The 20,980-nt window shown below is 62.7% G+C and carries 20 protein-coding genes and 1 pseudogene; 14 read left to right on the top strand and 7 right to left on the bottom strand.

Annotation, left to right across the window (positions count from 1 at the left end):
- Nucleotides 1–463: 463 nt before the first annotated feature.
- The 5 genes from OXH74_RS00925 (at nucleotide 464) to OXH74_RS00905 (ending at nucleotide 6,285) form a co-directional block, all read left to right on the top strand.
- A complete protein-coding gene (locus OXH74_RS00925) occupies nucleotides 464–1,507 on the top strand; it encodes a homoserine dehydrogenase (RefSeq protein ID WP_375739694.1) in 1,044 nt (347 codons plus the stop codon).
- A gap of 13 nt (nucleotides 1,508–1,520) precedes the next feature.
- Nucleotides 1,521–2,936, top strand: a complete 1,416-nt coding sequence (locus tag OXH74_RS00920; protein ID WP_375739693.1) for an aldehyde dehydrogenase family protein — start codon at nucleotides 1,521–1,523, stop codon at nucleotides 2,934–2,936.
- 128 nt (nucleotides 2,937–3,064) lie between these two features.
- Nucleotides 3,065–3,412 (top strand): Rid family hydrolase, encoded by a 348-nt coding sequence (locus OXH74_RS00915; protein WP_375739692.1) that lies wholly within the window; start codon nucleotides 3,065–3,067, stop codon nucleotides 3,410–3,412.
- A 402-nt stretch (nucleotides 3,413–3,814) separates the two neighbouring features.
- Entirely contained in the window at nucleotides 3,815–5,278 is a 1,464-nt protein-coding gene (locus OXH74_RS00910; RefSeq protein ID WP_375739691.1) for a SulP family inorganic anion transporter, read from the top strand.
- Between the two features lie 308 nt (nucleotides 5,279–5,586).
- Complete coding sequence (locus OXH74_RS00905; protein ID WP_375739690.1) at nucleotides 5,587–6,285, top strand: potassium channel family protein; 699 nt, start codon at nucleotides 5,587–5,589, stop codon at nucleotides 6,283–6,285.
- Between the two features lie 80 nt (nucleotides 6,286–6,365).
- On the opposite strand, the pseudogene OXH74_RS00900 reads toward OXH74_RS00905, so the two are convergent.
- Nucleotides 6,366–6,666, bottom strand: a pseudogene (locus tag OXH74_RS00900) (transposase); the annotation flags it as partial.
- 225 nt (nucleotides 6,667–6,891) lie between these two features.
- Here OXH74_RS00900 and OXH74_RS00895 point away from each other — a divergent pair.
- Both OXH74_RS00895 and OXH74_RS00890 read left to right on the top strand, forming a co-directional pair.
- Nucleotides 6,892–7,635 carry a class I SAM-dependent DNA methyltransferase gene (locus OXH74_RS00895; protein ID WP_375741695.1) on the top strand — a complete coding sequence of 248 codons (744 nt, stop codon included), beginning with the start codon at nucleotides 6,892–6,894 and terminating at the stop codon, nucleotides 7,633–7,635.
- A 185-nt stretch (nucleotides 7,636–7,820) separates the two neighbouring features.
- Entirely contained in the window at nucleotides 7,821–7,988 is a 168-nt protein-coding gene (locus tag OXH74_RS00890; protein ID WP_375739689.1) for a hypothetical protein, read from the top strand.
- 93 nt (nucleotides 7,989–8,081) lie between these two features.
- On the opposite strand, the gene OXH74_RS00885 is transcribed toward OXH74_RS00890, so the two are convergent.
- Entirely contained in the window at nucleotides 8,082–9,002 is a 921-nt protein-coding gene (locus tag OXH74_RS00885) for a LysR family transcriptional regulator (RefSeq protein ID WP_215381278.1), read from the bottom strand.
- A 242-nt stretch (nucleotides 9,003–9,244) separates the two neighbouring features.
- Between OXH74_RS00885 and OXH74_RS00880 the strand changes: the two genes are divergently transcribed.
- The 4 genes from OXH74_RS00880 (at nucleotide 9,245) to OXH74_RS00865 (ending at nucleotide 14,943) form a co-directional block, all read left to right on the top strand.
- Nucleotides 9,245–10,735 (top strand): aldehyde dehydrogenase, encoded by a 1,491-nt coding sequence (locus OXH74_RS00880; protein WP_375739688.1) that lies wholly within the window; start codon nucleotides 9,245–9,247, stop codon nucleotides 10,733–10,735.
- A gap of 158 nt (nucleotides 10,736–10,893) precedes the next feature.
- Nucleotides 10,894–11,949: an ABC transporter substrate-binding protein gene (locus tag OXH74_RS00875; RefSeq protein WP_375739687.1), complete on the top strand. Its 1,056-nt coding sequence runs from the start codon at nucleotides 10,894–10,896 to the stop codon at nucleotides 11,947–11,949.
- Between the two features lie 146 nt (nucleotides 11,950–12,095).
- Complete coding sequence (locus OXH74_RS00870; protein ID WP_375739686.1) at nucleotides 12,096–13,499, top strand: APC family permease; 1,404 nt, start codon at nucleotides 12,096–12,098, stop codon at nucleotides 13,497–13,499.
- 61 nt (nucleotides 13,500–13,560) lie between these two features.
- Nucleotides 13,561–14,943 (top strand): aspartate aminotransferase family protein, encoded by a 1,383-nt coding sequence (locus OXH74_RS00865; RefSeq protein ID WP_375739685.1) that lies wholly within the window; start codon nucleotides 13,561–13,563, stop codon nucleotides 14,941–14,943.
- A 175-nt stretch (nucleotides 14,944–15,118) separates the two neighbouring features.
- Here the strand turns inward: OXH74_RS00865 and OXH74_RS00860 are convergent, their stop codons facing one another.
- Nucleotides 15,119–15,463 (bottom strand): cupin domain-containing protein, encoded by a 345-nt coding sequence (locus OXH74_RS00860; RefSeq protein WP_215378768.1) that lies wholly within the window; start codon nucleotides 15,461–15,463, stop codon nucleotides 15,119–15,121.
- A 221-nt stretch (nucleotides 15,464–15,684) separates the two neighbouring features.
- Here OXH74_RS00860 and OXH74_RS00855 point away from each other — a divergent pair, with 221 nt between their 5' ends.
- Nucleotides 15,685–16,395: a lipopolysaccharide kinase InaA family protein gene (locus OXH74_RS00855; RefSeq protein ID WP_375739684.1), complete on the top strand. Its 711-nt coding sequence runs from the start codon at nucleotides 15,685–15,687 to the stop codon at nucleotides 16,393–16,395.
- Here the strand turns inward: OXH74_RS00855 and OXH74_RS00850 are convergent.
- Complete coding sequence (locus tag OXH74_RS00850; RefSeq protein WP_375739682.1) at nucleotides 16,383–16,739, bottom strand: Ada metal-binding domain-containing protein; 357 nt, start codon at nucleotides 16,737–16,739, stop codon at nucleotides 16,383–16,385. The two genes, OXH74_RS00855 and OXH74_RS00850, sit on opposite strands and share 13 nt — an antisense overlap.
- Nucleotides 16,736–17,800, bottom strand: a complete 1,065-nt coding sequence (ada, locus tag OXH74_RS00845) for a bifunctional DNA-binding transcriptional regulator/O6-methylguanine-DNA methyltransferase Ada (RefSeq protein ID WP_375739681.1) — start codon at nucleotides 17,798–17,800, stop codon at nucleotides 16,736–16,738. Before ada ends, OXH74_RS00850 begins: the two co-directional genes overlap by 4 nt.
- Nucleotides 17,801–18,020: 220 nt before the next feature.
- On the opposite strand from ada, the gene OXH74_RS00840 reads away from it, so the two are divergent.
- Nucleotides 18,021–18,650 carry a class I SAM-dependent methyltransferase gene (locus OXH74_RS00840; RefSeq protein WP_375739680.1) on the top strand — a complete coding sequence of 210 codons (630 nt, stop codon included), beginning with the start codon at nucleotides 18,021–18,023 and terminating at the stop codon, nucleotides 18,648–18,650.
- A gap of 81 nt (nucleotides 18,651–18,731) precedes the next feature.
- Here OXH74_RS00840 and OXH74_RS00835 read toward each other — a convergent pair whose 3' ends face one another.
- On the bottom strand, nucleotides 18,732–18,974 hold the full coding sequence (locus OXH74_RS00835; RefSeq protein WP_375739679.1) for a hypothetical protein: 243 nt from the start codon (nucleotides 18,972–18,974) through the stop codon (nucleotides 18,732–18,734).
- 105 nt (nucleotides 18,975–19,079) lie between these two features.
- Nucleotides 19,080–20,018: a LysR family transcriptional regulator gene (locus tag OXH74_RS00830; RefSeq protein WP_215378750.1), complete on the bottom strand. Its 939-nt coding sequence runs from the start codon at nucleotides 20,016–20,018 to the stop codon at nucleotides 19,080–19,082.
- Between the two features lie 121 nt (nucleotides 20,019–20,139).
- On the opposite strand from OXH74_RS00830, the gene OXH74_RS00825 reads away from it, so the two are divergent.
- Nucleotides 20,140–20,889 carry a 3-oxoacyl-ACP reductase family protein gene (locus tag OXH74_RS00825; RefSeq protein ID WP_375739678.1) on the top strand — a complete coding sequence of 250 codons (750 nt, stop codon included), beginning with the start codon at nucleotides 20,140–20,142 and terminating at the stop codon, nucleotides 20,887–20,889.
- Nucleotides 20,890–20,980: the final 91 nt, after the last annotated feature.

Raw genomic sequence — 20,980 nt, 5'->3', positions numbered from 1 at the left:
AGCGCGTGGGTTGGCGCTGAGTCGAGCGAAACCCAACCTGCCTTGGTCAAGACACGTGCCTCGTCTTGCCAGATGTCGACTTTTGCAGTCCCGACGCCAACCTACTTGGCTACCGCCTTCGTCGATTGGCCAACTTCCAGGGCTTGATCGCGCAGATGTGGCCAACATGAATAGAAGTCCTCGCCTGGTTTAATCGACCCTCCCGTGCAGCCCCGCAGTATCTAACTTGGCGCCATACCGCGGCCGCTCCCTGTTCCGGCGCTATTACCCATTTCAGCCAGTAAAGACCGTTCAACTTTCCAGCAAGCCTGGGACTTTCGGCTGCACAACTTTCAAGCATGTGGAAAGTTTTCATCAATGGTCAAAACGACCAATAAATACAGCAGATAGCCATATTCAACTGACAGTCCCTCCCTCTTAGTCTGGTGCCCATCGAGCAACTGCCTGATTGGGAGGCAACCTGATGACTGAATACAAGATCGCACTGGTGGGGTTCGGGGGTGTTAACCGGGGTCTGGCGCAACTGATCGCCGAGCGTAACCAGGCCTGGCAGAAAGAGCTGGGCTTGAGCCTGAAGATCGTCGGCGTGACCGACCTGTTCCTCGGCTCGATCATGGCCCGTGACGGCCTGGATGCTGCCGAGCTGGTCAAGCTGCCAAGCGCCAGGGGCGCCTTCGCGCAGATGCCGGGTGGTTCTGCCGAGGCTTTCAATGAAACCATCATCAAGCAGGCCGGTGCCGACATCATTGCCGAGGCCACCTTCACCAATCCGGTGGATGGCGAGCCCGCTACCACCTTCTGCCGCTGGGCCCTGGAAGGCGGCAAGCACGTAGTCACCACCAACAAGGGGCCAATCGCCTTGCATGCCGATGAGCTCAAGGCGCTGGCCAAGCGCAACGGCGTGTGCTTCGAGTACGAGGGTTCGGTGATGAGCGGCACCCCGGTCATCCGCATGGCCCGGGAAACCTTGCCCGGAGCCGTGATCAGCGGCTTCGAAGGCATCCTCAATGGCACCTCGAACTACGTGCTGACCCGCATGGAGGAGGGGCTGAGCTTTGCCGATGCCGTGCGCAAGGCCCAGGAACTCGGCTATGCAGAGGCCGATCCGACGGCGGATGTAGAGGGACATGACGTGCGCCTGAAGGTGGTCATCCTGGCCAACGAACTGCTCGACGCCAAGCTGACCGTCAACGATGTGAACTGCAGCGGCATCACCTCGCTGAGCCCCGCCGATATCGAGCGTGCGCATCAGAGCGGCGAACGTTGGAAGCTGATTGGTTCCGCCACCCGCAATGCTGCTGGCGCAGTCAGCGCCAGCGTCGAGGCCAGACTGCTGGACAACAGCCACCCGCTGGCAGGCATCTCCGGCGCGACCAACGCCGTGTCCTTCAACACTGAGTTGCTGGGTGCGGTGACCGTCTCCGGCCCGGGTGCCGGACGGATCGAAACCGCGTTTGCGCTGTTGTCGGACATCGTCGCCATCCACAAGTCCGTATCGAACAAATAAGGGGAGAAGACTCGTGAACGTATCCCGTCTCGCCGTAGCGATGGCCGTGGCACAAGATCAGATCGATGTACTCAATCCATTCGATGGCAGCCTTATCGGCTCCGTGCCATGCCTGGGTGTGACGGATGTTCCCGGCCTGCTGGAGCAGGCGCGCCGTGGCACTCGCGCCTGCGCCGCGCTGGCGCGTCATCAGCGGGCACGGATTCTCGAACAGGCAGCGCAGCTGGTCGAACGGGACGCGCAAGCCTTCGCTCGGCTCATCGTCCAGGAGGCCGGCAAGACCATTCGACAGGCGCAGAAGGAGGTCAAACGCTGCGTCAATACGCTGAAGCTTTCGGCGGAGGAGGCCCGACGCAATGCCGGCGAGGTGGTGCCTTTCGATGCCTACGAGGGCTCCGAGTCCCGCCAGGGTTGGTTCACGCGTGATCCGCTGGGCCTGATCGTGGCGATCACGCCCTACAACGATCCACTGAACCTGGTGGCACACAAGCTCGGCCCGGCCATTGCGGGCGGCAATGCGGTCATCCTCAAGCCGTCGGAGCTGGCGCCGCTGTCTGCAATCAAACTGGTCGGCTGCCTGGTGGAAGCGGGGCTGCCGGAGTTCGTGGTCACCCTGGCCACCGGCGGCGCGGACTTGGGGAAGGCCCTGGTCGCCGCTCGCGAGGTGCGGATGATTTCCTTCACCGGCGGATTCGTTACTGGAGAAAATATTGCCCGTACCGCCGGCCTGAAAAAGCTGGCCATGGACCTGGGTGGCAATGCACCGGTCATCGTGATGGCGGATTGCAACCTCGAGGCCGCCGTCGAGTCCTGCGCCTCGGGCGCCTTCTGGGCCGCAGGGCAGAACTGTATCGGCACGCAACGACTGCTGATCCAGGCTTCGATCTATGAAGCGTTCCGCGACCGCTTCGTCGCCCTGGCCGGGAGCCTGGTCGTCGGCAACCCGGCCAGCCCGGACACCGATATCGGCCCGATGATCACCGAGCAAGCTGCACAGAACACCGAGCGGGTCGTTGCCGAAGCCCTGGGGGAGGGTGCACGCCTGCTCTGTGGCCACCAGCGCAAGGGCGCCTGCTATGCCGCCACCGTGCTGGAAAAGGTCGACCACGGCAGTCGCCTGTGGCGCAACGAAGTCTTCGCCCCGGTAGTGGTGCTCGAACCCTTCGACACCCTTGAGGACGCCATCGCGCTGGCCAACGAGCCCGAATACAGCCTGCATGCCGGCATCTTCACCAACGACCTGCAGCAGGCCTTGGGGGCTGCGCGGCGCATCGAAGCGGGCGGGGTGATGATCAACGACTCCTCCGATTACCGCTTCGATGCCATGCCTTTCGGCGGCTTCAAGTACGGCAGCCTGGGACGCGAAGGCGTGCGCTTCGCCTACGAGGAAATGACCCAGCCAAAGGTGGTGTGCATCAACCAGCTGTAAAGAACCGTCGGGTGACGTCCGGTTACGGTCGTCCTTTGCATCGGGCAGGTTCGCTCGCAGCGCTGCCCGGTGCGTTTTTTTACGCTGGCCGGCTTGGGCCACAATATGGACTGCAAGGCAGACACGACATGATCGAACGATTCGACGAAGGCAACAGGATGTCCATGGCGGTCAGGTACGGCCACCATTTCGAAACCGCAGGTGTGGTGGCCGAAGACCTCACTTTGGGCGTCCAGCAGCAAGCGCGGCAGGCTCTGGCGGCCATCGACACACTCATGGCGCGGGCCGGAGTGACCAAGGACGACCTGACTCGTGTGCAGATCTGGATTGCCGACTATGCGCACTTCGACCTGGTCAATGAGGTGTACGACCACTGGTTGGAGGGCCACCGCAAGCCCGTGCGCGCCTGTGTCGAAAGCCGGCTGGGCGGGTGCCTGATCGAGATCCAGGTCTTCGGCTACCTCGTAGCCGCATGACCGCGGAGCAACCAACCGCGCGGAGTCACCCGTATCCCTTGAGGCGACGCGTTTCCTTGTTGGGGCGAATGAATAGGATCTGTCCCTGTCGAGTGATGCAACGTGATGCCTCTCCTGTAGGAGCGAGCTTGCTCGCGAAAAGGTCCGGTCCGCGAGCAAGAGTTCGGCGTCTCCCTGCTGCTGCAAGGTTCTCTGCCCGGCCGTTGATTCCTGGCAACAGCTAACGCAGACAAAGCCAATTCATTCGCCAAGGGCGGCGCAGCTGCCCCCGGGGAGTTGGCAGGGCAGACCTTTCCCCCCGCATATCCGACGGCTGTCGCCCGGAGAATGGCTGGCCGGACCGCTTTCGATTCCGTAACATCCGCCGCCTTCCGTAATCCCCTCCCACTTCTCAGGAAAGCCATGAAGCCAGCCCGCTTGCGCGCCGATGTCCTGGCCGGACTCACTACTTCATTCGCCCTGGCGCCCGAGTGCATCGCCTTCGCCCTGGTCGCTCATCTAAATCCGCTGGTTGGACTGTACGGCGCCTTCATCATCTGCACCCTGACTGCCCTGTTCGGCGGCCGCCCCGGCATGGTGTCCGGCGCTGCCGGATCGATGGCCGTGGTGATCGTCGCCCTGGTGGTACAGCATGGCGTGCAGTACCTGCTCGCCACCGTGTTGCTGGGCGGGCTGGTGATGATCGCCTTCGGTCTGCTGCGCCTGGGCAAGCTGGTGCGGATGGTGCCGTATCCGGTGATGCTCGGCTTCGTCAACGGCCTGGCAATCGTCATCGCCCTGGCCCAGCTGGAGCACTTCAAAGCTGGTGAAGCCTGGCTGAGCGGCACGTCGCTTTACCTGATGCTGGGGCTGGTGGCGCTGACCATGGCCATCGTCTACCTGTTGCCGCGTCTGACCCGCGCCGTGCCGCCGGCGCTGGTGGCGATCCTCGGCGTCGGCGTGCTGGTCTATCTGCTCGACCTGCCGACCCGCACCCTCGGCGACATGGCGCATATCGCCGGCGGTCTGCCCGGCGCGGCTCTGCCGGTGGTGCCCTGGACCCTGGAAACCCTGCGCATCATTGCTCCCTACGCCGTGCTGATGGCCCTGGTCGGCCTGCTGGAAACCCTGCTGACGCTGAACCTCACCGATGAGATCAGCGAAAGTCGGGGCTACCCGGACCGCGAGTGCGTGACCCTGGGCGCAGCCAACATGGTGTCTGGTCTGTTTGGTGGCATGGGCGGCTGCGCGATGATCGGACAGACCATGATCAATCTCAGCTCCGGCGGCCGCGGTCGCCTCTCCGGCGTGGTCGCCGGGGTGATGATCCTGCTGTTCGTACTGTTTCTTTCGCCGCTGATCGAGCGCATCCCGCTGGCTGCCCTGGTCGGGGTGATGTTCGTGGTAGCACAGCAGACTTTCGCCTGGGCCTCACTGCGTGTGCTCAACAGGGTGCCGTTTCACGACGTGCTGGTGATCCTCGCGGTGACCGTCATCACGGTGTTCACCGACCTGGCCACGGCTGTGCTGTGCGGAATCGTCATCGCCGCGCTCAACTTCGCCTGGCAACATGCCCGCGAACTGTACGCCGACACTCATGTGGAGGCCGATGGCAGCAAGCTCTATCTTTTGCACGGTACGCTGTTCTTCGCTTCCACCACGCCTTTTCTCAATCTGTTCGACCCGGCCAACGATCCGCCGCAAGTGACCCTCGACTGCCGTCACTTGAGCTTCGTCGACTACTCGGCCATCGCCGCGCTGAAGACTCTGCGCGAGCGCTATGCCAAAGCCGGAAAACATCTTCGCGTCGTGCACCTTTCCGAGCGCTGCAAGCACCTGCTCCGACGTGCCGGAATCCAGCATGTCGAGGTCAGCGCAGGACAGTGAACCGGCTGCCGGTCTGATTCGATCCATCCGGGCGAGTCATCCCTTTCCTTTCCAGGGGCGACTGGCGCGGGAAGGGGCCCGGGAGTGGGATACCTCTATCCATCACTTGGGATGTCGAATACCTGGCTGTACCTTGGCGCTTGCCACCTGGCGGCTGCTTCAAGCTCGGCTCGGCTCGTCGCGTCGGGCAATCCATATTTCTGAGTTTGGCGACTAGAATTTCCAACGCCGACTCTTCTAAAACCAGGTCAGATCTCAATCTTGCAATGTCAAGTCACGAGCCTTAGTTAGGTCTCCAGGAATCTGGTATGACAAATCCGAAAGAGAATGCCGAATCCGACGAGGATTTAGCTCAGATGGTAATTGGCCTAGGGCCCTGCACCTATCTATTGCTGCTCTTATTAGGATTGATCCTCCTGTTTCCCTTTCTTGAGGAAGGCATATTCGCTCGCACGTTGCTCGGCATTCTGTTTTCGATCGTGCTACTCGTGGGCGCCCTCGCCACCAGGCAGACTCGGTGGGGGTTCATCCTCAAACTAGGGATGGCGCTGGTTGGAGTTGGCCTTCAATGGACGGCGTTGTGGGCTGAAAGTATCGCGATTCTTGTCCTGGCCGGGATAACTTTTGCGGCGTCTCTTGCCGTCTCGTTTGGCGGAGTGCTTCGCTATATTTTCAGGCGCGGGCCAATTACTGCCGACAAACTGCATGGCGCGCTTGCGGGTTACATCATGCTGGCCCTCGTTTGGTCCTTCATCTACGGCCTGGTCGAGATATCCAGTGCGGGCTCATTTGGCCCCGGCCGCCTCGATTTCACACAGCCTGGCACGTTCTTCGAGCTGATCTATTTTAGCTTCACGACGCTCACGACCACCGGTTACGGTGATGTTCTCCCATTGACCAACCACGCCCGCTCACTTGTCATGGTCGAAGAGTTCTCAGGCGTCTTTTATGTTGGTGTTCTGATAGCGCGGCTTGCCGGTCTTTATCCGTCGAATCAGACGAGGTGACTCTCGATCTGCCTGAGGATTTTTGATTGGCGGTCATGATGCTGTCGTCGCCGACGACTCGCGAAAAGGGGATAGATTTATTCGTCTTCCAGACCCGGCCGGCAGAACCAGTGGTAGGCCAGATTCAGATGCACCTCTTCGCATAGCCGTCGCTCAGAACGAATGCCATAGCAGTAACCGACGACCCGCATGCGCACCATCAACTTCGGATCAATCGACGGGCGCCTGATGGGGCTATAGAAGTCGGCCAAGTGGGCGCGCAGATCACTGAGGTCCAGGCACTGGTCGATGCTGCGCAGGAGGTGTTGCGGCGGGATGTGCTCGTCCAGATTGAACGAGTAGAACAGGCGCTGCTTGTCCCCCCGGTATCCGCCCCATCATGCTGCCTGCACCCATGCTCGCTGAGCGCGTGATTCTGCCGGTGGCTTCGGGTGGCAGCTACTTTTTCAACAGAATCGGCCAGAAGCCGTCGGTCGGAGAGGAAGGCGTTGGTCTAGCAAGAAGCAGCTCCCAGCGGCTGGTGCGGGACGTCTGTTTTCGGTGGGAAGCGCTCGAGGCTGAGGTACCATGCTGATCGGAAATCCCCGTCGAACCCTCTGGCTGCTTATGTCCTCCAACGCGCTGTACACCGACCTGTCCACTTACTACGACCTGATGTGCGCCGACATCGACTACCGGGCGCAGAGCCACGGTGTGCGCCGGCTGCACCAGTTGTTCGGCAATCAGGGGCGCAGGCACCTGGATCTTGCCTGTGGCACCGGGCCGCACGTGCGCCATTTCCTCGATTTCGGCTACCGCAGTGCCGGCCTGGACATCAATCAGCCGATGCTGGATATCGCCCAGTTGCGCTGCCCCGAGGCACAGTTCAGTCGGCAGGACATGGCGGGCTTTCGAGTGGGCGAGCCGCTGGATCTGGTCACCTGTTTCCTCTACTCGATCCACTACAACGCCGGGCTGGAGCAACTGCGGGCGTGCTTGGCCAGCGTGCACGGCGCGCTTGAGGATAACGGCGTGTTCTGCTTCAACGCGGTGGACAAGCGGCTGATCGACAACCGCTCATTTGTGCGCCATACCGTGGAGCACGAGGGCAGCCACTTTACCTTTGGTTCCGGCTGGTACTACAGCGGCGAGGGCGAGCGGCAGGCGCTGCGCCTCAGCATCGAGAAGACCGCGGCAGGGGTGACCCAGGCCTGGCAGGATGAACACGCCATGGTCGCCCTGAGTTTCACCGAGCTTCAGCAACTGTTGCAGCCGCACTTCGAGGTGCACGTCCTTGAGCATGACTACGAACGGATCACTCGCTGGGGCGGCACGTCCGGGAATGCATTGTTTGTCTGCGTGAAGCGCTAAGAACCTGCGTACGATCTTCTAATTCTCGGCCATGCTGCACTGCAACGCAGGAGCAACTGCAAGCTGGCGAATTATCCTCTAGCAGCAATCACCAAGGGAGTTTTGTCCCAGAATCGGTCGAAATCCATCCTTCCAAGTAGAAGCTCCCGTTCACGAAATGACCTTCATCACTGACTTTTTTCACGGTGCTCGCTCATCGCATCGGTGTGCTCATCCTCAAGGCGCTGAGCGGCGGCCGTTTCAAGGGTGATTGCGGTCATGCCTGGGGCTGGGCCGTAGCGCTGGGCAACCTGTTGCTGTTGGCACCGTTCGTTGCCCTCATCGCCTGGAAGATTCACCACGGCATCGGGTGATACTCCAACCCGCCACCCCTGACCTTTGAATCACGGCCCGCTCACCCCGTTTGGCCGGCCTCCTTGCGCTCGGACCTGCCCAATCTGCGTCAACTACGAACGTTTCTCGACCTTCTGCGCCAGCCGCTCCCGGCAGAAATCCACAAACAGCTGTGCAGGTTTGGTCAACTGCGCGCGTTTCAGGCGGGCGGCAACCAGACCAGAGGTGGCGACGGGTTCGGCGATGTCGACCATTACCACTTTCTTGCCGTCGTAGGTGCATTCCGAGTGCGGGCGGGTGACCAGCAGGGAGAAGCCGAAGCCCTGGCCCACCATGCCGCGCACCATCTCGATAGACGGGGAGCTGAAGACGATGTTCGGCGAAAGGCCGAGTTCGATGAACAGGCTGACGAAGTAGGTCCGGCTGGGTTGCACGTCCAGCAGGATCATCGGCTCCAGGGCAAGGTCGCGCAGCGATACCTGGGCCTGGCCGGCGAAACGGTGGTTTTCCGGGAGCAGGGCGTAGGGCTTCTGCGGCGGCATCAGCGGTTCGGTTTCGATCGTGCTGTCCAGGTCGTGGTCGTAGAGGAAGGCCAGGTCGAAGGTGCCGGCAGTGAGGCCTTGCACCAGTTCCTGCTGCTCGCCATCGCGGATGCGGATGTCGACGCCAGGGTAAAGCTCGCGGAAGCCAGCGATCAGCTGCGGCAGATATAGCGGGGCCACGGTCTCGAAGCAGCCGATATCGATCTGCCCGGCCACGATGTCGTTGTCCGCCAGGGCGTTCTGCTCGAACTCGCGAGCCATGCGCAGCAGCTCCTGGGCCTTTTGGTAGAAGCGCGCGCCGCTGGGTGTCAGCGAGACCCCCTGGGCGTGGTGGCGGATGAACAGCTGCACGCCGAAGCTTTCTTCCAGGCCTTTGATCGCGGTGGAGATCGACGGCTGGGCGATATACAGCTTGCGCGAGGCCTCGGCCACGCTGCCGGACTCCACCGTCGTCACGAAATACTTCAGTTGTCGCAAGGTATAGGAAGCCACGGAAACCTCTGCTTCACAGCCTCGGGCAGGGCCCCGGGCGGGTGATTCTTATTGGTGGAGCTCAAGCGCTCCATGAGCTGCACCTTACCCCAGAGGGGGCGCCGGGAGCTGAATACGCTGCCGAGTTTTTTCATATGACTCGAGCATATTTTTAATAATTTTCCTCTGCCGGACTCTGGAGCAACATCTCCCCGACCCGAATAACAACATGACCGCACAGACGGTCGATCTGGGAGTGCAGCGTGTTCGATCTCGGCTATTGGCAGCAGAAGGCTGCCCGGCAAGCATTCAATGACAAGGCGCTGATCGGTGGCCGCCAGGTGGCCGCCGAATCCGGCGAAACCTTCGACTCGATCAACCCGGCGACCAACCAGTTGCTGGCCCGCGTGGCTGCCTGTGGCGTAGCCGAGGTCGACCTGGCCGTGCGGACAGCGCGCCGTGCCTTCAATGAGGGCCCCTGGGCGCGCATGGCACCGGTGGAGCGCAAGAAGGTGCTGCTGCGCCTGGCCGAGCTGATGCTGCAACACCGCGAGGAGCTGGCCCTGCTGGACTCGCTGAACATGGGCAAACCGGTGATGGATGCCTGGAACATCGACGTACCCGGCGCCGCCCATGTGTTCGCCTGGTACGGCGAATGCCTGGACAAACTTTACGACCAAGTGGCGCCAACCGCGACGAACGCCCTGGCCACGATCACCCGCGAGGCGCTGGGCGTGATCGCCGCCGTGGTGCCCTGGAATTTCCCCCTTGATATGGCCGCCTGGAAGCTGGCTCCGGCTCTGGCCGCTGGCAACAGCGTGGTGCTCAAGCCTGCCGAGCAGTCACCGTTCTCCGCTCTGCGTCTGGCCGAGCTGGCGCTTGAAGCCGGCCTGCCGGAAGGCGTGCTGAACGTGGTACCCGGCCTTGGCGAGCATGCTGGCAAGGCCCTCGGCCTGCACCCGGATGTCGACTGCCTGGTGTTCACCGGCTCGACCCAGGTGGGCAAGTACTTCATGCAGTATTCGGCCCAGTCCAACCTCAAGCAGGTCTGGCTTGAGTGCGGTGGCAAGAGCCCGAACCTGGTGTTCGAGGATTGCCGCGACCTCGATCTGGCGGCGGAGAAGGCAGCGTTCGGCATTTTCTTCAACCAGGGCGAGGTCTGTTCGGCCAACTCGCGGCTCTATGTACAGCGCTCGATCCAGAACGAGTTCGTCGAGCGCCTGATCGACAAGGCCCGCCAATGGATGCCGGGCGATCCGCTGGACCCGGCCAGCCGCGCCGGTGCCATCGTCGACGCCGGGCAGACCGCCCGCATCATGGCCTTCATCGAGCAGGCCCAGGGCGAGGGCGCGCAACTGCTCGGTGGCGGTCGTCGCTTGAGCTTTAACGGCTCCAGCAATTTTGTCGAGCCGACCCTGTTCAACAACGTCTCCAGTGATATGCAACTGGCCCGTGAGGAGGTGTTCGGCCCGGTCCTGGCGATCAGCGCCTTTGACTCCGAGGAAGAGGCCCTGCGCCTGGCCAATGACAGCATCTATGGCCTGGCGGCTTCGGTGTGGAGCGACGATCTGAACCGCGCACACCGTGTGGCCCGCGCGCTCAAGGTGGGTACCGTTTCGGTCAACACTGTGGACGCCCTGGACGTCAGCGTTCCTTTTGGAGGTGGCAAGCAATCGGGCTTCGGCCGCGATCTCTCGCTGCATTCCTTCGACAAATACAGCCAGCTGAAAACCACCTGGTTCCAGCTGCGTTGAGGTTGCGATGACGACCCGGCCGCGATGCCCCTGCAGCAATGCGGCCGCCCATAAAAAGATCCATTCCTGTCGCGTGGTGTCACGCGCGGATTCACGGCTTCTGGCCATGCCTGCCTCAGCAACTGATCACAACCACAAAGAGAAGTGAGGGAGTTCCCATGAAAGAGTCCTTGCCCCCGTGCATTCGCGTTGCCGTTGGTCTTGCATTCCTGGCCGCTGCCAGTAACCAGGCCATGGCACAGTCCCAGAGTCTCACCGTGATCTCCTTCGGCGGGGCCACCAAGGCCGCGCAGGAAGCGGCCTACTTCAAACCTTTCGAGCAAAGCGGCGCCGCCAAGGTCGTGGTCGGCGAGTACAACGGTGAACTGTCCAAGGTGAAGGCGATGGTCGACATCGGGCAGGTCAGTTGGGACGTGGTGGAAGTGGAAAGCCCTGAGCTGCTGCGTGGTTGCGAGGAAGGTCTGTTCGAGCGCATCGACCCGGCGGTGCTCGGTGAGTCCGCGCAGTACATGCCGGGAACCGTGAGCGAATGCGGCGTGGCCAGTTACGTCTGGTCCATGGTGCTGGCGTACAACGCCGGCAAGCTGGCCAGCGCACCGGCCTCCTGGGCGGACTTCTGGGATGTCCAGCGCTTCCCGGGCAAGCGTGGTCTGCGCAAGGGCGCCAAGTACACCCTGGAGGCCGCTCTGCTGGCCGATGGAGTCAAGCGCGAAGATCTCTACAAGGTCCTGGAAACCCCTGAGGGTGTGACACGTGCTTTCCGCAAGCTGGATCAGATCAAGCCCTACATCCAGTGGTGGGAAGCCGGTGCCCAGCCGCCGCAATGGCTGATGGCCGGTGACGTGGTGATGTCCGCCGCCTACAACGGGCGTATCGCTGCCGCGCAGAAGGAAGGCTCCGCGCTTGCCATCGTCTGGAACGGCAACCTCTATGACCCGGACCACTGGGCCATCGTGCGCGGCACTCCGAACAAGGCGCTGGCCGAGCGCTTCATCGCTTTTGCCAGCCAGGCCGAAACGCAGAAGACCTTCTCTACCCAGATTCCCTACGGCCCGGTTCACAAGGACGCCCTGGCCACATTGCCGGCCGAGACCCTGCAGCAACTACCAACCGCTCCGGCCAACCTGGCCGATGCACAGCTGGTGAATGCCGAGTTCTGGGTCAACCACGGCGAGGAGCTGGAGGAGCGCTTCAACGCCTGGGCAGCCCGATAAGGATTGCGCCCCTCGGCATCGGGATTTGCGATGCCGATGAGGGGCGTGGATGGCGAAGGCGGGCGCTTCCGTCCTTCGTCCACTAAAGCCTGCCGGCCCAGCGCGGCCGGACGGACGAATAACAAGTACAAGATCGGGAGAGTGTCATGAGTGCAAGTGTTTCCGTTCCTGCCCAGGGGCAGGTGGAGGAGGGCGGCTTTCGCCGGGTCCTGGGCCTGGGGTCGCTGCTGGCAGTCGCCATCGGCCTGGTGGTATCGCAGGGCGTGATGGTGCTGATGCTGCAGGGTGCAGGCTTCTCCGGCCTGGGCTTCATCGTTCCGCTCGGGCTGGCTTACCTATTGGCCCTGAGCTATGCGTTTTCCTTCTCCGAACTGTCGTTGATGATTCCGCGTGCCGGCGGCCTCAGCAGTTACACCGAAGTCGCCATCGGCCACTTTCCGGCGATCCTGGCGACCTTCTCCGGCTATGTGGTGGTGGCCATGTTCGCCCTCTCGGCCGAGCTACTGCTGCTCGACCTGATTGTCGGCAAGGTCTACCCCGGCGTGTTCCCCCCCTTCAGCATCGCCTTTGGCGTGTTAGGGCTGTTCACTGTGCTCAACCTGATGGGCATCGACATCTTCGCCAAGTTGCAGACTGCCCTGGCGGTTGTGATGGTGATTGTGCTGCTGGTAATTGGCGTGGCCGCCATCGTCGAAGGCGCGCCGAGCGAAACCGCCAGCACTGTCCTGCAGGGTGACTGGAACCCGATGGGCGCTGGTGTGCTGACCCTCACCGCACTGGCCGTGTGGGGCTTTGTCGGGGCAGAGTTCGTCTGCCCGCTGGTGGAGGAAACCCGCAAGCCGGAGCGTAATATCCCGCGCTCGATGATCATCGGCCTGACCGTGATTTTCGTGACCATCGGCCTCTACTGCCTCGGTGCTCTGTTCATGCTGCCGCAGGAAGCGCTGACCACCGATGCACTGCCGCACTACCTGTTCGCCACTGCCGTGTTCGGCAAGGCAGGCGAAGCGTTCCTGGTAATCGCTGCCGTGACTGCTACCTGCAGCACCCTGAACACCTCGCTGGCGGCCATTCCGCGGATGCTTTACGGCATGGCGCAGAACGGCCAGGCCTTCCCGCAGTTCAAACGCCTCAGCCCGCGTGCCCGCACGCCCTGGGTGGCGGTGCTGTTCGTCGCGGCCATCACCGGCCTGCCGATCCTGGTGATGGGGCAGGACGCCGCGTCGATCAACCTGCTGCTGCTCGCCGCGGCCCTGGCCTGGCTGCTGGCCTACATCATCGTCCACATCGATGTGATCGCCCTGCGCCGCCGCTACCCGAACATCGCCCGGCCCTTCAGCACGCCGTTCTATCCCTGGCCTCAGGTGTTCGGTATCGCCGGCATGCTCTACGCCATCTGGTATGCCTCGCCGAGCCCAGACATGACCGCCAAGATATTCGGCTGCGCTGGCGTGGTGCTGGCCGTGGTGTCGCTGATCGCTGCGGTCTGGATCAAGCTGGTGATGAAGAAGCCGCTGTTCACGCCCGAACCCATCGAGCGGATCCAGTGATCCGCCGCCAACGACAAGAAAGAACCTGCAACACCCCGAAGTGGGGCAAGGAGAACCTGAGATGAATGCCCAATTCAAGGCTCAACGTGAAACCCGCGACTACCAGGCATCGGATGCGGCCCACCACATCCATGCATTCCTCGACCAGAAGGCGCTGAACGCTGAAGGGCCGCGGGTGATGGTCGGCGGCGAGGGCCTCTACCTCTGGGACAACGACGGCAATCGCTACCTGGACGGCATGTCCGGCCTGTGGTGCACCAACCTCGGCTACGGCCGTAAGGACCTGACCGCCGCCGCGACCCGGCAACTGGAGCAGTTGCCTTACTACAACTTGTTCTTCCACACCACCCACCCGGCGGTCGTGGAGCTCTCCGAGCTGCTCTTCAGCCTTTTGCCCGGCCATTACAGCCACGCGATCTACACCAACTCGGGCTCCGAGGCCAACGAGGTGCTGATCCGTACCGTGCGCCGTTATTGGCAGATCCTCGGCAAGCCTGAGAAGAAGGTCATGATCGGCCGCTGGAACGGCTACCACGGCTCCACCTTGGGCAGCACTGCGCTGGGCGGCATGAAGTTCATGCACGAAATGGGCGGCATGCTGCCGGACATCGAGCACATCGACGAGCCTTACTGGTTCGCCCATGGCGGCGACCTGACACCGGAAGAGTTCGGCCTGCGCGCTGCTCGCCAGCTTGAGGAGAAGATCCTCGAACTGGGTGCCGACAAGGTAGCGGCCTTTGTGGCTGAACCCTTCCAGGGCGCGGGCGGCATGATCTTCCCGCCGGAAACCTACTGGCCGGAAATCCAGCGCATCTGTCGCAAGTACGACGTGCTGCTGTGCGCCGATGAGGTGATCGGTGGCTTCGGCCGGACCGGCGAGTGGTTCGCCCACCAGCACTTCGGCTTCGAGCCGGACACCCTGTCGATTGCCAAGGGGCTAACCTCCGGCTACATCCCCATGGGCGGCCTGGTGCTCAGCAAACGTATGGCAGAAGTGTTGGTAGAAAAAGGCGGGGTGTTCGCCCACGGCCTGACCTACTCCGGGCACCCGGTAGCGGCTGCCGTGGCTATCGCCAACCTCAAGGCACTGCGTGACGAGGGCGTCGTGACCCAGGTGAAGAGCGACACCGGCCCATATCTGCAGCAATGCCTGCGGGATGTGTTCGGCAATCACCCGCTGGTGGGCGATATCCAAGGCACAGGCCTGGTCGCCGCGCTGCAGTTCGCCGAGGACAAGGCGACCCGCAAGCGCTTCGACAACGAGAATGACATCGCCTGGCGCTGCCGCACCATCGGCTTCGAGGAGGGCGTCATTATCCGCTCTACACTGGGCCGGATGATCATGGCGCCGGCCCTGGTGGCGACTCGTGCCGAAATCGACGAGCTGGTCGCCAAGACCGCGATTGCGGTGGATCGCACCGCGCAGGAGCTGGGGCTGCTTTAAGCCCCGCTACGGGGTGCCGGTGACCACGTCCGGCATCCTGGTACCCACAGCTGCAAGGCAGTTTTACGGCGCCCGGGATTGCTGCCCGCGCGCCGTTTTTTTGGTCAAACGGACGTGCCTGGCTATGCGCGGACCGCTCCCTCTCCCTGAGGGAGAGGGGCTGGACGATGCGCTATTACGCGAAGACGAAGTACTTGCGTACCGTTTCCACCACTTCCCAGGTGCCCTTCATGCCCGGCTCGATGACGAACACGTCGCCGGCTTTGAGGTGCACCGGCTGCTCGCCTTCCGGGGTGATGATGCAGTAACCGTCGAGGAAGTGGCAGTACTCCCACTTCTCGTAGTTCACCTCGAACTTGCCGGGGGTGCAGATCCAGGTGCCCATGATCTTGCTGCCGTCCTTCGAGACGTAGGCGTTGAGGTTGACGGTGTGCGGGTCGCCGCCGATGCGCTTCCACTTGGTGGCGTCCAGCACCGGGGTCGGACAGGTTTCGCGCAGGACGGTGATGAAGTCGGACATGACAGCTCCAGGTCGATCGGATGAATGGCCCGTCACCATAGGTCTAATGTGAAAGAGGGAGTTGCCTGGTTTCGACCCCGATCTGCCTGGAAACGCATGCGAATGCTTATTTCATTGCAAAGGGCGCAGGTGTTAACCCGGTTCACTCACGTCAATTCTGCAGGTTAGGCGGCTTGATTCGGCGGAGCGTGCACTGAATGCTCCCGCGAGGAGGTGAAGCGATGAACATTCTCGAATCGAAGGAGGCGTCCACCAACCGGGATGCGAATTTCGACAAATGGTGGGATACCTACGGCGAGTGGTTCGAGTCCGGAGACCAGCTGGTAAGCGGCGAGAGCGGCATCCAACGCCTGCATGCCGCGGATGGCCGGCTGCTATACAGCAAGCGCCAGGTTAACCACCTCAGTCGATCCGCCCTGCATCCCTTCGGGCGCCCGACCATCCTTGACGAATTGCAGGCCCTCGAGGCTCTGAAACATTTGGGTGTCCGCGTGCCGGATGTGGTTTTCAGTGATGCGCGGAAGGTCAATGGGGAGTGGCAGGCGTTGCTCGTCACCGAGGCGCTGGAAGGCTTCAACAGCCTGGAAGACTGGTACCTCAAAGGGACCCCGCAGTCAGGGGACGAGGCGCTTAACCAGCAGATGCTGAGGCAGCTGGCCAATACCGTGGGCCTGATGCATGTGGGGGGGTGGGAGCATGGCCGGCTTTCGCCGAAAACGATATTCGTCAAAGTGCGGATGCAGGGCGACGAGGCCGTTCCGGAGATTGCACTGCTCGGCCTGGCGAAAGCTCGGCATCACATGTCGACTCATCAGGCATCCAGTCATGACTTCGACTACTTCAAGGCGCATCACCAGCCCATGCCGGAGTCGGACTGGGTGCAGTTCGCGCATGCCTACCGGGGCGTGTTGGAAAGTGACTACATCCGCTGAGGCTTTGCTGCTGACGCTGTGACTGATCCGCTCCCAGTGCCTCCAAGGCGCGTAAGGCATGCATCAAGCGCAGGGACAGCCCGCCGATGATTTTGCCCTGCCTTCCAGTGCGCATAAGCTTCAGGCAGGCAACGGGCGCAAGGGCGATAGCCGGCGGCCTGGGCAATGGTTTGGTCGAGGAAGAACACGCGCTGCGCCACATAGCCACCCCGCGCGAGGGCGCGCAGAGCGGCGGGGCAGTCGAGTTTTCCATACACGCGGCTGCGTCGGTGGCCGCCGAGGGTTCCCGGCGAGGGGCTCCTGTAGGGCTTGCTGTCGGCGCCGAGCAGTGTCCAGCGCTTCACACCTCGGCCTCGCGGTCCAGCAGTTGGCGCTTGCGCTCGACACCCCAGCGATAGCCGGAGAGGTTACCGTCGCTGCGCACGACGCGGTGGCACGGGATGGCCACTGCCAGACTGTTGGCCGCGCAGGCCTGGGCGACGGCGCGGACCGCCTTGGGAGCGCCGATGCGGGTGGCGATCTCGGCGTAGCTGGCCGTGCTGCCCGGGGGAATCTCGCGCAAGGCTTGCCAGACCCGTTCCTGGAAGGCCGTGCCGCGCACATCCAGCGGCAGGTCCAGGCCGAGTGCCGGAGCCTCGACGAAGCCCACTACCTTGGACACCAGTTGCTCGTACTTTCGATCACCGCCGATCAAACGGGCACGGGGAAACTTGTCCTGCAGGTCCTTGAGCAGCACGTTCGGATCATCGCCCAGCAGGATGGCGCAGACGCCGATGCCACTCTGCGCGACGAGGATCGAGCCGAGCGAGCATTCGCCCACGGCAAAGCGGATGTCGGTGTTTGCGCCGCCCGCACGGTAATCGCTGGGCTTCATGCCCAGGACCTGGCTGGAGGCTGCGTAGAAGCGGCTATTGGAATTGAAACCGGCGTCGTACAACACTTCGGTCACCGAGGCTCCAGCGCCGAGGCGTTGGCGAACCCGCTGGGCGCGCTGGGCCAGCGCATAGGCCTTGGGCGTCAGCCCGGTGATGCCCTTGAATACCCGGTGGAAGTGCGAAGGGCTCATGCCGGCTTCGCCCGCCAGCGTCTCCAGGCCAGGCGCTTCCTCGGCAGTCTCGATACGCCGACAGGCTGTCTCGACCAGGGCCGCATGCTGCGCCGCGACGCTGGTCATGTCGGCGGCGGCGCGACGGCTAGGGCGGTAGCCGGCGGCTTCGGCCTGCTCGGCCGTGTCGAAGAACTCGACGTTCTCTGGACGTGGCAGGCGCGTTGGACTGCTGGGGCGGCAGTAGATCCCGGTGGTTTTCACCGCATACACGAAGTGCCGATCTGCGGCGGGGTCACGAGCCTGCACCGCCGCCCAGCGTGGGTCCTGCTCCGTGTTGCTCTTGGCTGAGGCGTTCATCTCGGCTCCCGGTCTCCGTTCGATTCAGGGCCAAGCTTATGCCCAGCATGAGGTCTGCGCATCCCGAGTCTTGCGGCCAAATTCGGGCAGGCTGGTGCAGGCACTGTGGGGGCCATTCATTGACCAAGGAGCACATGGCAATCCCGCGGAAGGGCGGTAGGGTGGAATGAGTGCATCAGAGGTAAACTGACGCTTCGTTCATCCCTTTCACGAGTCTGCAATGCCTCTGCTTCCTGCCGACCTAGCCAGCATCACCGCCACGACCCTGGACGATTACAACCGCAATGCCGAGGGTTTTCGTGAGGGTACCCGCGACCACGATGTCAGCCAGAACATCGAGGCCTTGCTGCGCAATATCCGGGGTTCGACACCGTTCACGTTGCTCGATTTCGGCTGCGGGCCAGGCCGCGATCTCAAAGTGTTCAGCCGCATGGGGCATCAGGCCATCGGGCTCGACGGTGCCCTGGCGTTCGTCGAGATGGCACGAGCGGACTCCGGTTGCGAGGTATGGCACCAGGACTTCCTGGCGCTGGACCTACCCGCCGGGTTTTTCGATGGGATCTATGCCAATGCCAGCCTGTTCCACGTGCCGGTGCAGGAATTGCCAAGGGTGCTCAGGCAGCTACATGCCGCCTTGAAGTCTGGTGGTGTGCTGTTCAGCTCGAATCCGCGCGGGAGCAATGAGGAAGGCTGGAATGGCAACCGCTACGGCGCATGGCACGACTTTGATGCCTGGCGACACTTGCTGGAGGAGGCGGGGTTCGTGGCGCTGGAGCACTACTATCGTCCCGCCGGCCTGCCGCGCGAGCAGCAGCCATGGCTGGCCAGCGTGTGGCGCAAGCCGAGTTAGTCGTTTCTGTCGAGCGCGCATTTCGCGAATGATTTCGCATCCCCCAGGATGCGGAGCTTCAGTGTCGACGTCCCTGATTTATCAGCCTCGGCCGGATCGCTGGAGGGGAAGGTCCTTGCCGACGCTGGGAACCTTGGGATGCAGGATGGCGTTGCGGACCTTTTCGTAGTCCTCATAGGGCAGCCCACTGCGGCTGAGCATCTCGAGGGCGAACTGCTTCACTTCGGCGTCCGTGTAGGGGCGCTCCTCGGGTTTGGGCTGGCTGGCGCAGCCGGCCAGAATCACAGCCGTTACGGCCAGCGTCAGGATGTGAAGGGGTTTCATGGTGGGCACCGAGAGCAGGTTTCCAGATACCCAGCAGACTAACAACCACTCAGAGTGGGAAAAAATCATCCCGCCTGATAATGACTATTGCCTCTCGCGTAACGATCAGGAGGCTGGCCGCCAATTGGCGGAGAAGCGCTCGGCCAGTTTCTGGGCGCGGAACTGTTCGACGATGAAGTCGATGAAGGCGCGTGTCTTCGCCGGCAGCAGCTTCTGAGCGCTGAAGTAAAGCACCAGGCTGCCCGTGTCGACGTACCAGTCCGGTAGCACCCGCACCAGCGTTCCGCGTTGCAGGTGGGGTAGGGCGTGCACGGTGCTGACCAGAGTGATGCCCAACCCCTGCATCGCCGCATGACAGGCGGCCTCGGGATCGGTCATCGTCATGCGCAGCCTGAGGTCGAGGGTAGCTAGGCGATCATCTCGGGTGCGTAGTGCCCAGGAGCGCACGCGGCCGGTCTGCGGTGAGCGGATCAGGATGCCGTCGTGCTGCTGCAGGTCGGCAGGGGATTGGACGGCAGGCCGGCTGGCCAGGTAACCGGGTGACGCCAGCAATACGCGATGCGCCGGCCCCAGCTCACGGGCGATGACTCCCTGCGGAAGTTCGAAACCGCCGCCGATGGCTGCGTCGAAACCCTCGCCGATCAGGTCCACTGGACGGTTTTCGAAGTGCCAGTCCGGGAGGATGGCCGGATAGCGCGTCAGGAATTCGCCCAGCAAGGGCAAGATGTAGTCCCGGCCGAACGCCATGCCCATGCTTACCTTCAAGGTCCCGGCCGGCTGGCCCTGGCTGCTGGCGAGGTTGGCTACGGCGCTCTGGATGCTGGCAAGGCCGCCGCTGACTTCGGCGAGGAAGCGCTCGCCGGCTTCGGTCAGGGTCAACCGCCGAGTGCTGCGCAGGAACAGGCGCACGCCGAGGTTGGACTCCAGCCGGGCGACGTTCTTGCCGACGGCCGCTGGGGTGAGGCCAAGGCGCCGCGCGGCCTCGGCGAAGCTGCCGGCTTCTGCGCTTCGGACGAAACACTCGATGCTGATGAGTGACTCCACGAGGAACTCCGTAAACCTTTGGTATCGACTGAATATAGCGATTGCCAGCTTATCGGTTTCGAGTGAGAGGTGAATACTGGGGCCGTATTCAACCTCACTCTCGGATTCCAGGAGACTCCACATGACCACTTCCAATCAACTTGCAGGCAAAGTCGCGTTCATCCAGGGCGGTTCGCGCGGTATCGGTGCAGCGACAGCCTTGCGCCTGGCGAAGGAAGGCGCGGCTGTCGCCCTGACCTACGCCAGCTCCGCCCAAGCCGCTGAAGCGGTCATCGAGACCATTCGGGCCACAGGTGGCCGCGCCATGGCGATCAGGGCTGACAGTGCCGACGAGCAGGCCATCCGCGGTGCCATCCGCCAAGCCGTGGAAGCCTTTGGCCGTCTCGACATCCTGGTGAACAATGCCGGCGTACTGGCGGTGGCACCGATCGAAGACTTCAGCATCGAAGACCTCGACCGCACCCTGGCGGTGAATGTCCGCAGCGTGGTGATCGCCAGCCAGGAGGCGGCCCGTGTCATGGGCGAGGGTGGTCGCATCATCACCATCGGCAGCACCAATGCCGAGCGCATGCCCTTTGCCGGTGGTTCCGTCTATGCCATGAGCAAGGCGGCGGTGGCTGGCTTTACCAAAGGCCTGGCCCGCGACCTGGGGCCGCGTGGCATCACGGTGAACAACGTGCAGCCGGGGCCGGTGGACACCGACATGAACCCCGACGATGGCGAGTTCGCCGAGTCCCTGAAGCTGCTCATGGCGCTGCCCCGTTACGGTCGGGCCGAGGAAATCGCCAGCTTTGTCGCTTACCTGGCTGGGCCAGAATCCGCCTTTATCACCGGCGCCAGCCTGATGATCGACGGTGGTTTCTCCGCCTGAAATGGAGCTCCGTAGGATGCGGCGGGCGGCACTCCGCTGAGCAATGCGATAGCCATGACAGGAGTTGATGGGTGTCGCTGCGCTCGACCCA

The sequence above is a fragment of the Metapseudomonas boanensis genome (assembly GCF_042232855.1).
GTDB classification, from domain to species: domain Bacteria; phylum Pseudomonadota; class Gammaproteobacteria; order Pseudomonadales; family Pseudomonadaceae; genus Metapseudomonas; species Metapseudomonas boanensis.
This window is presented reverse-complemented; position numbering and strand designations above follow the sequence as displayed.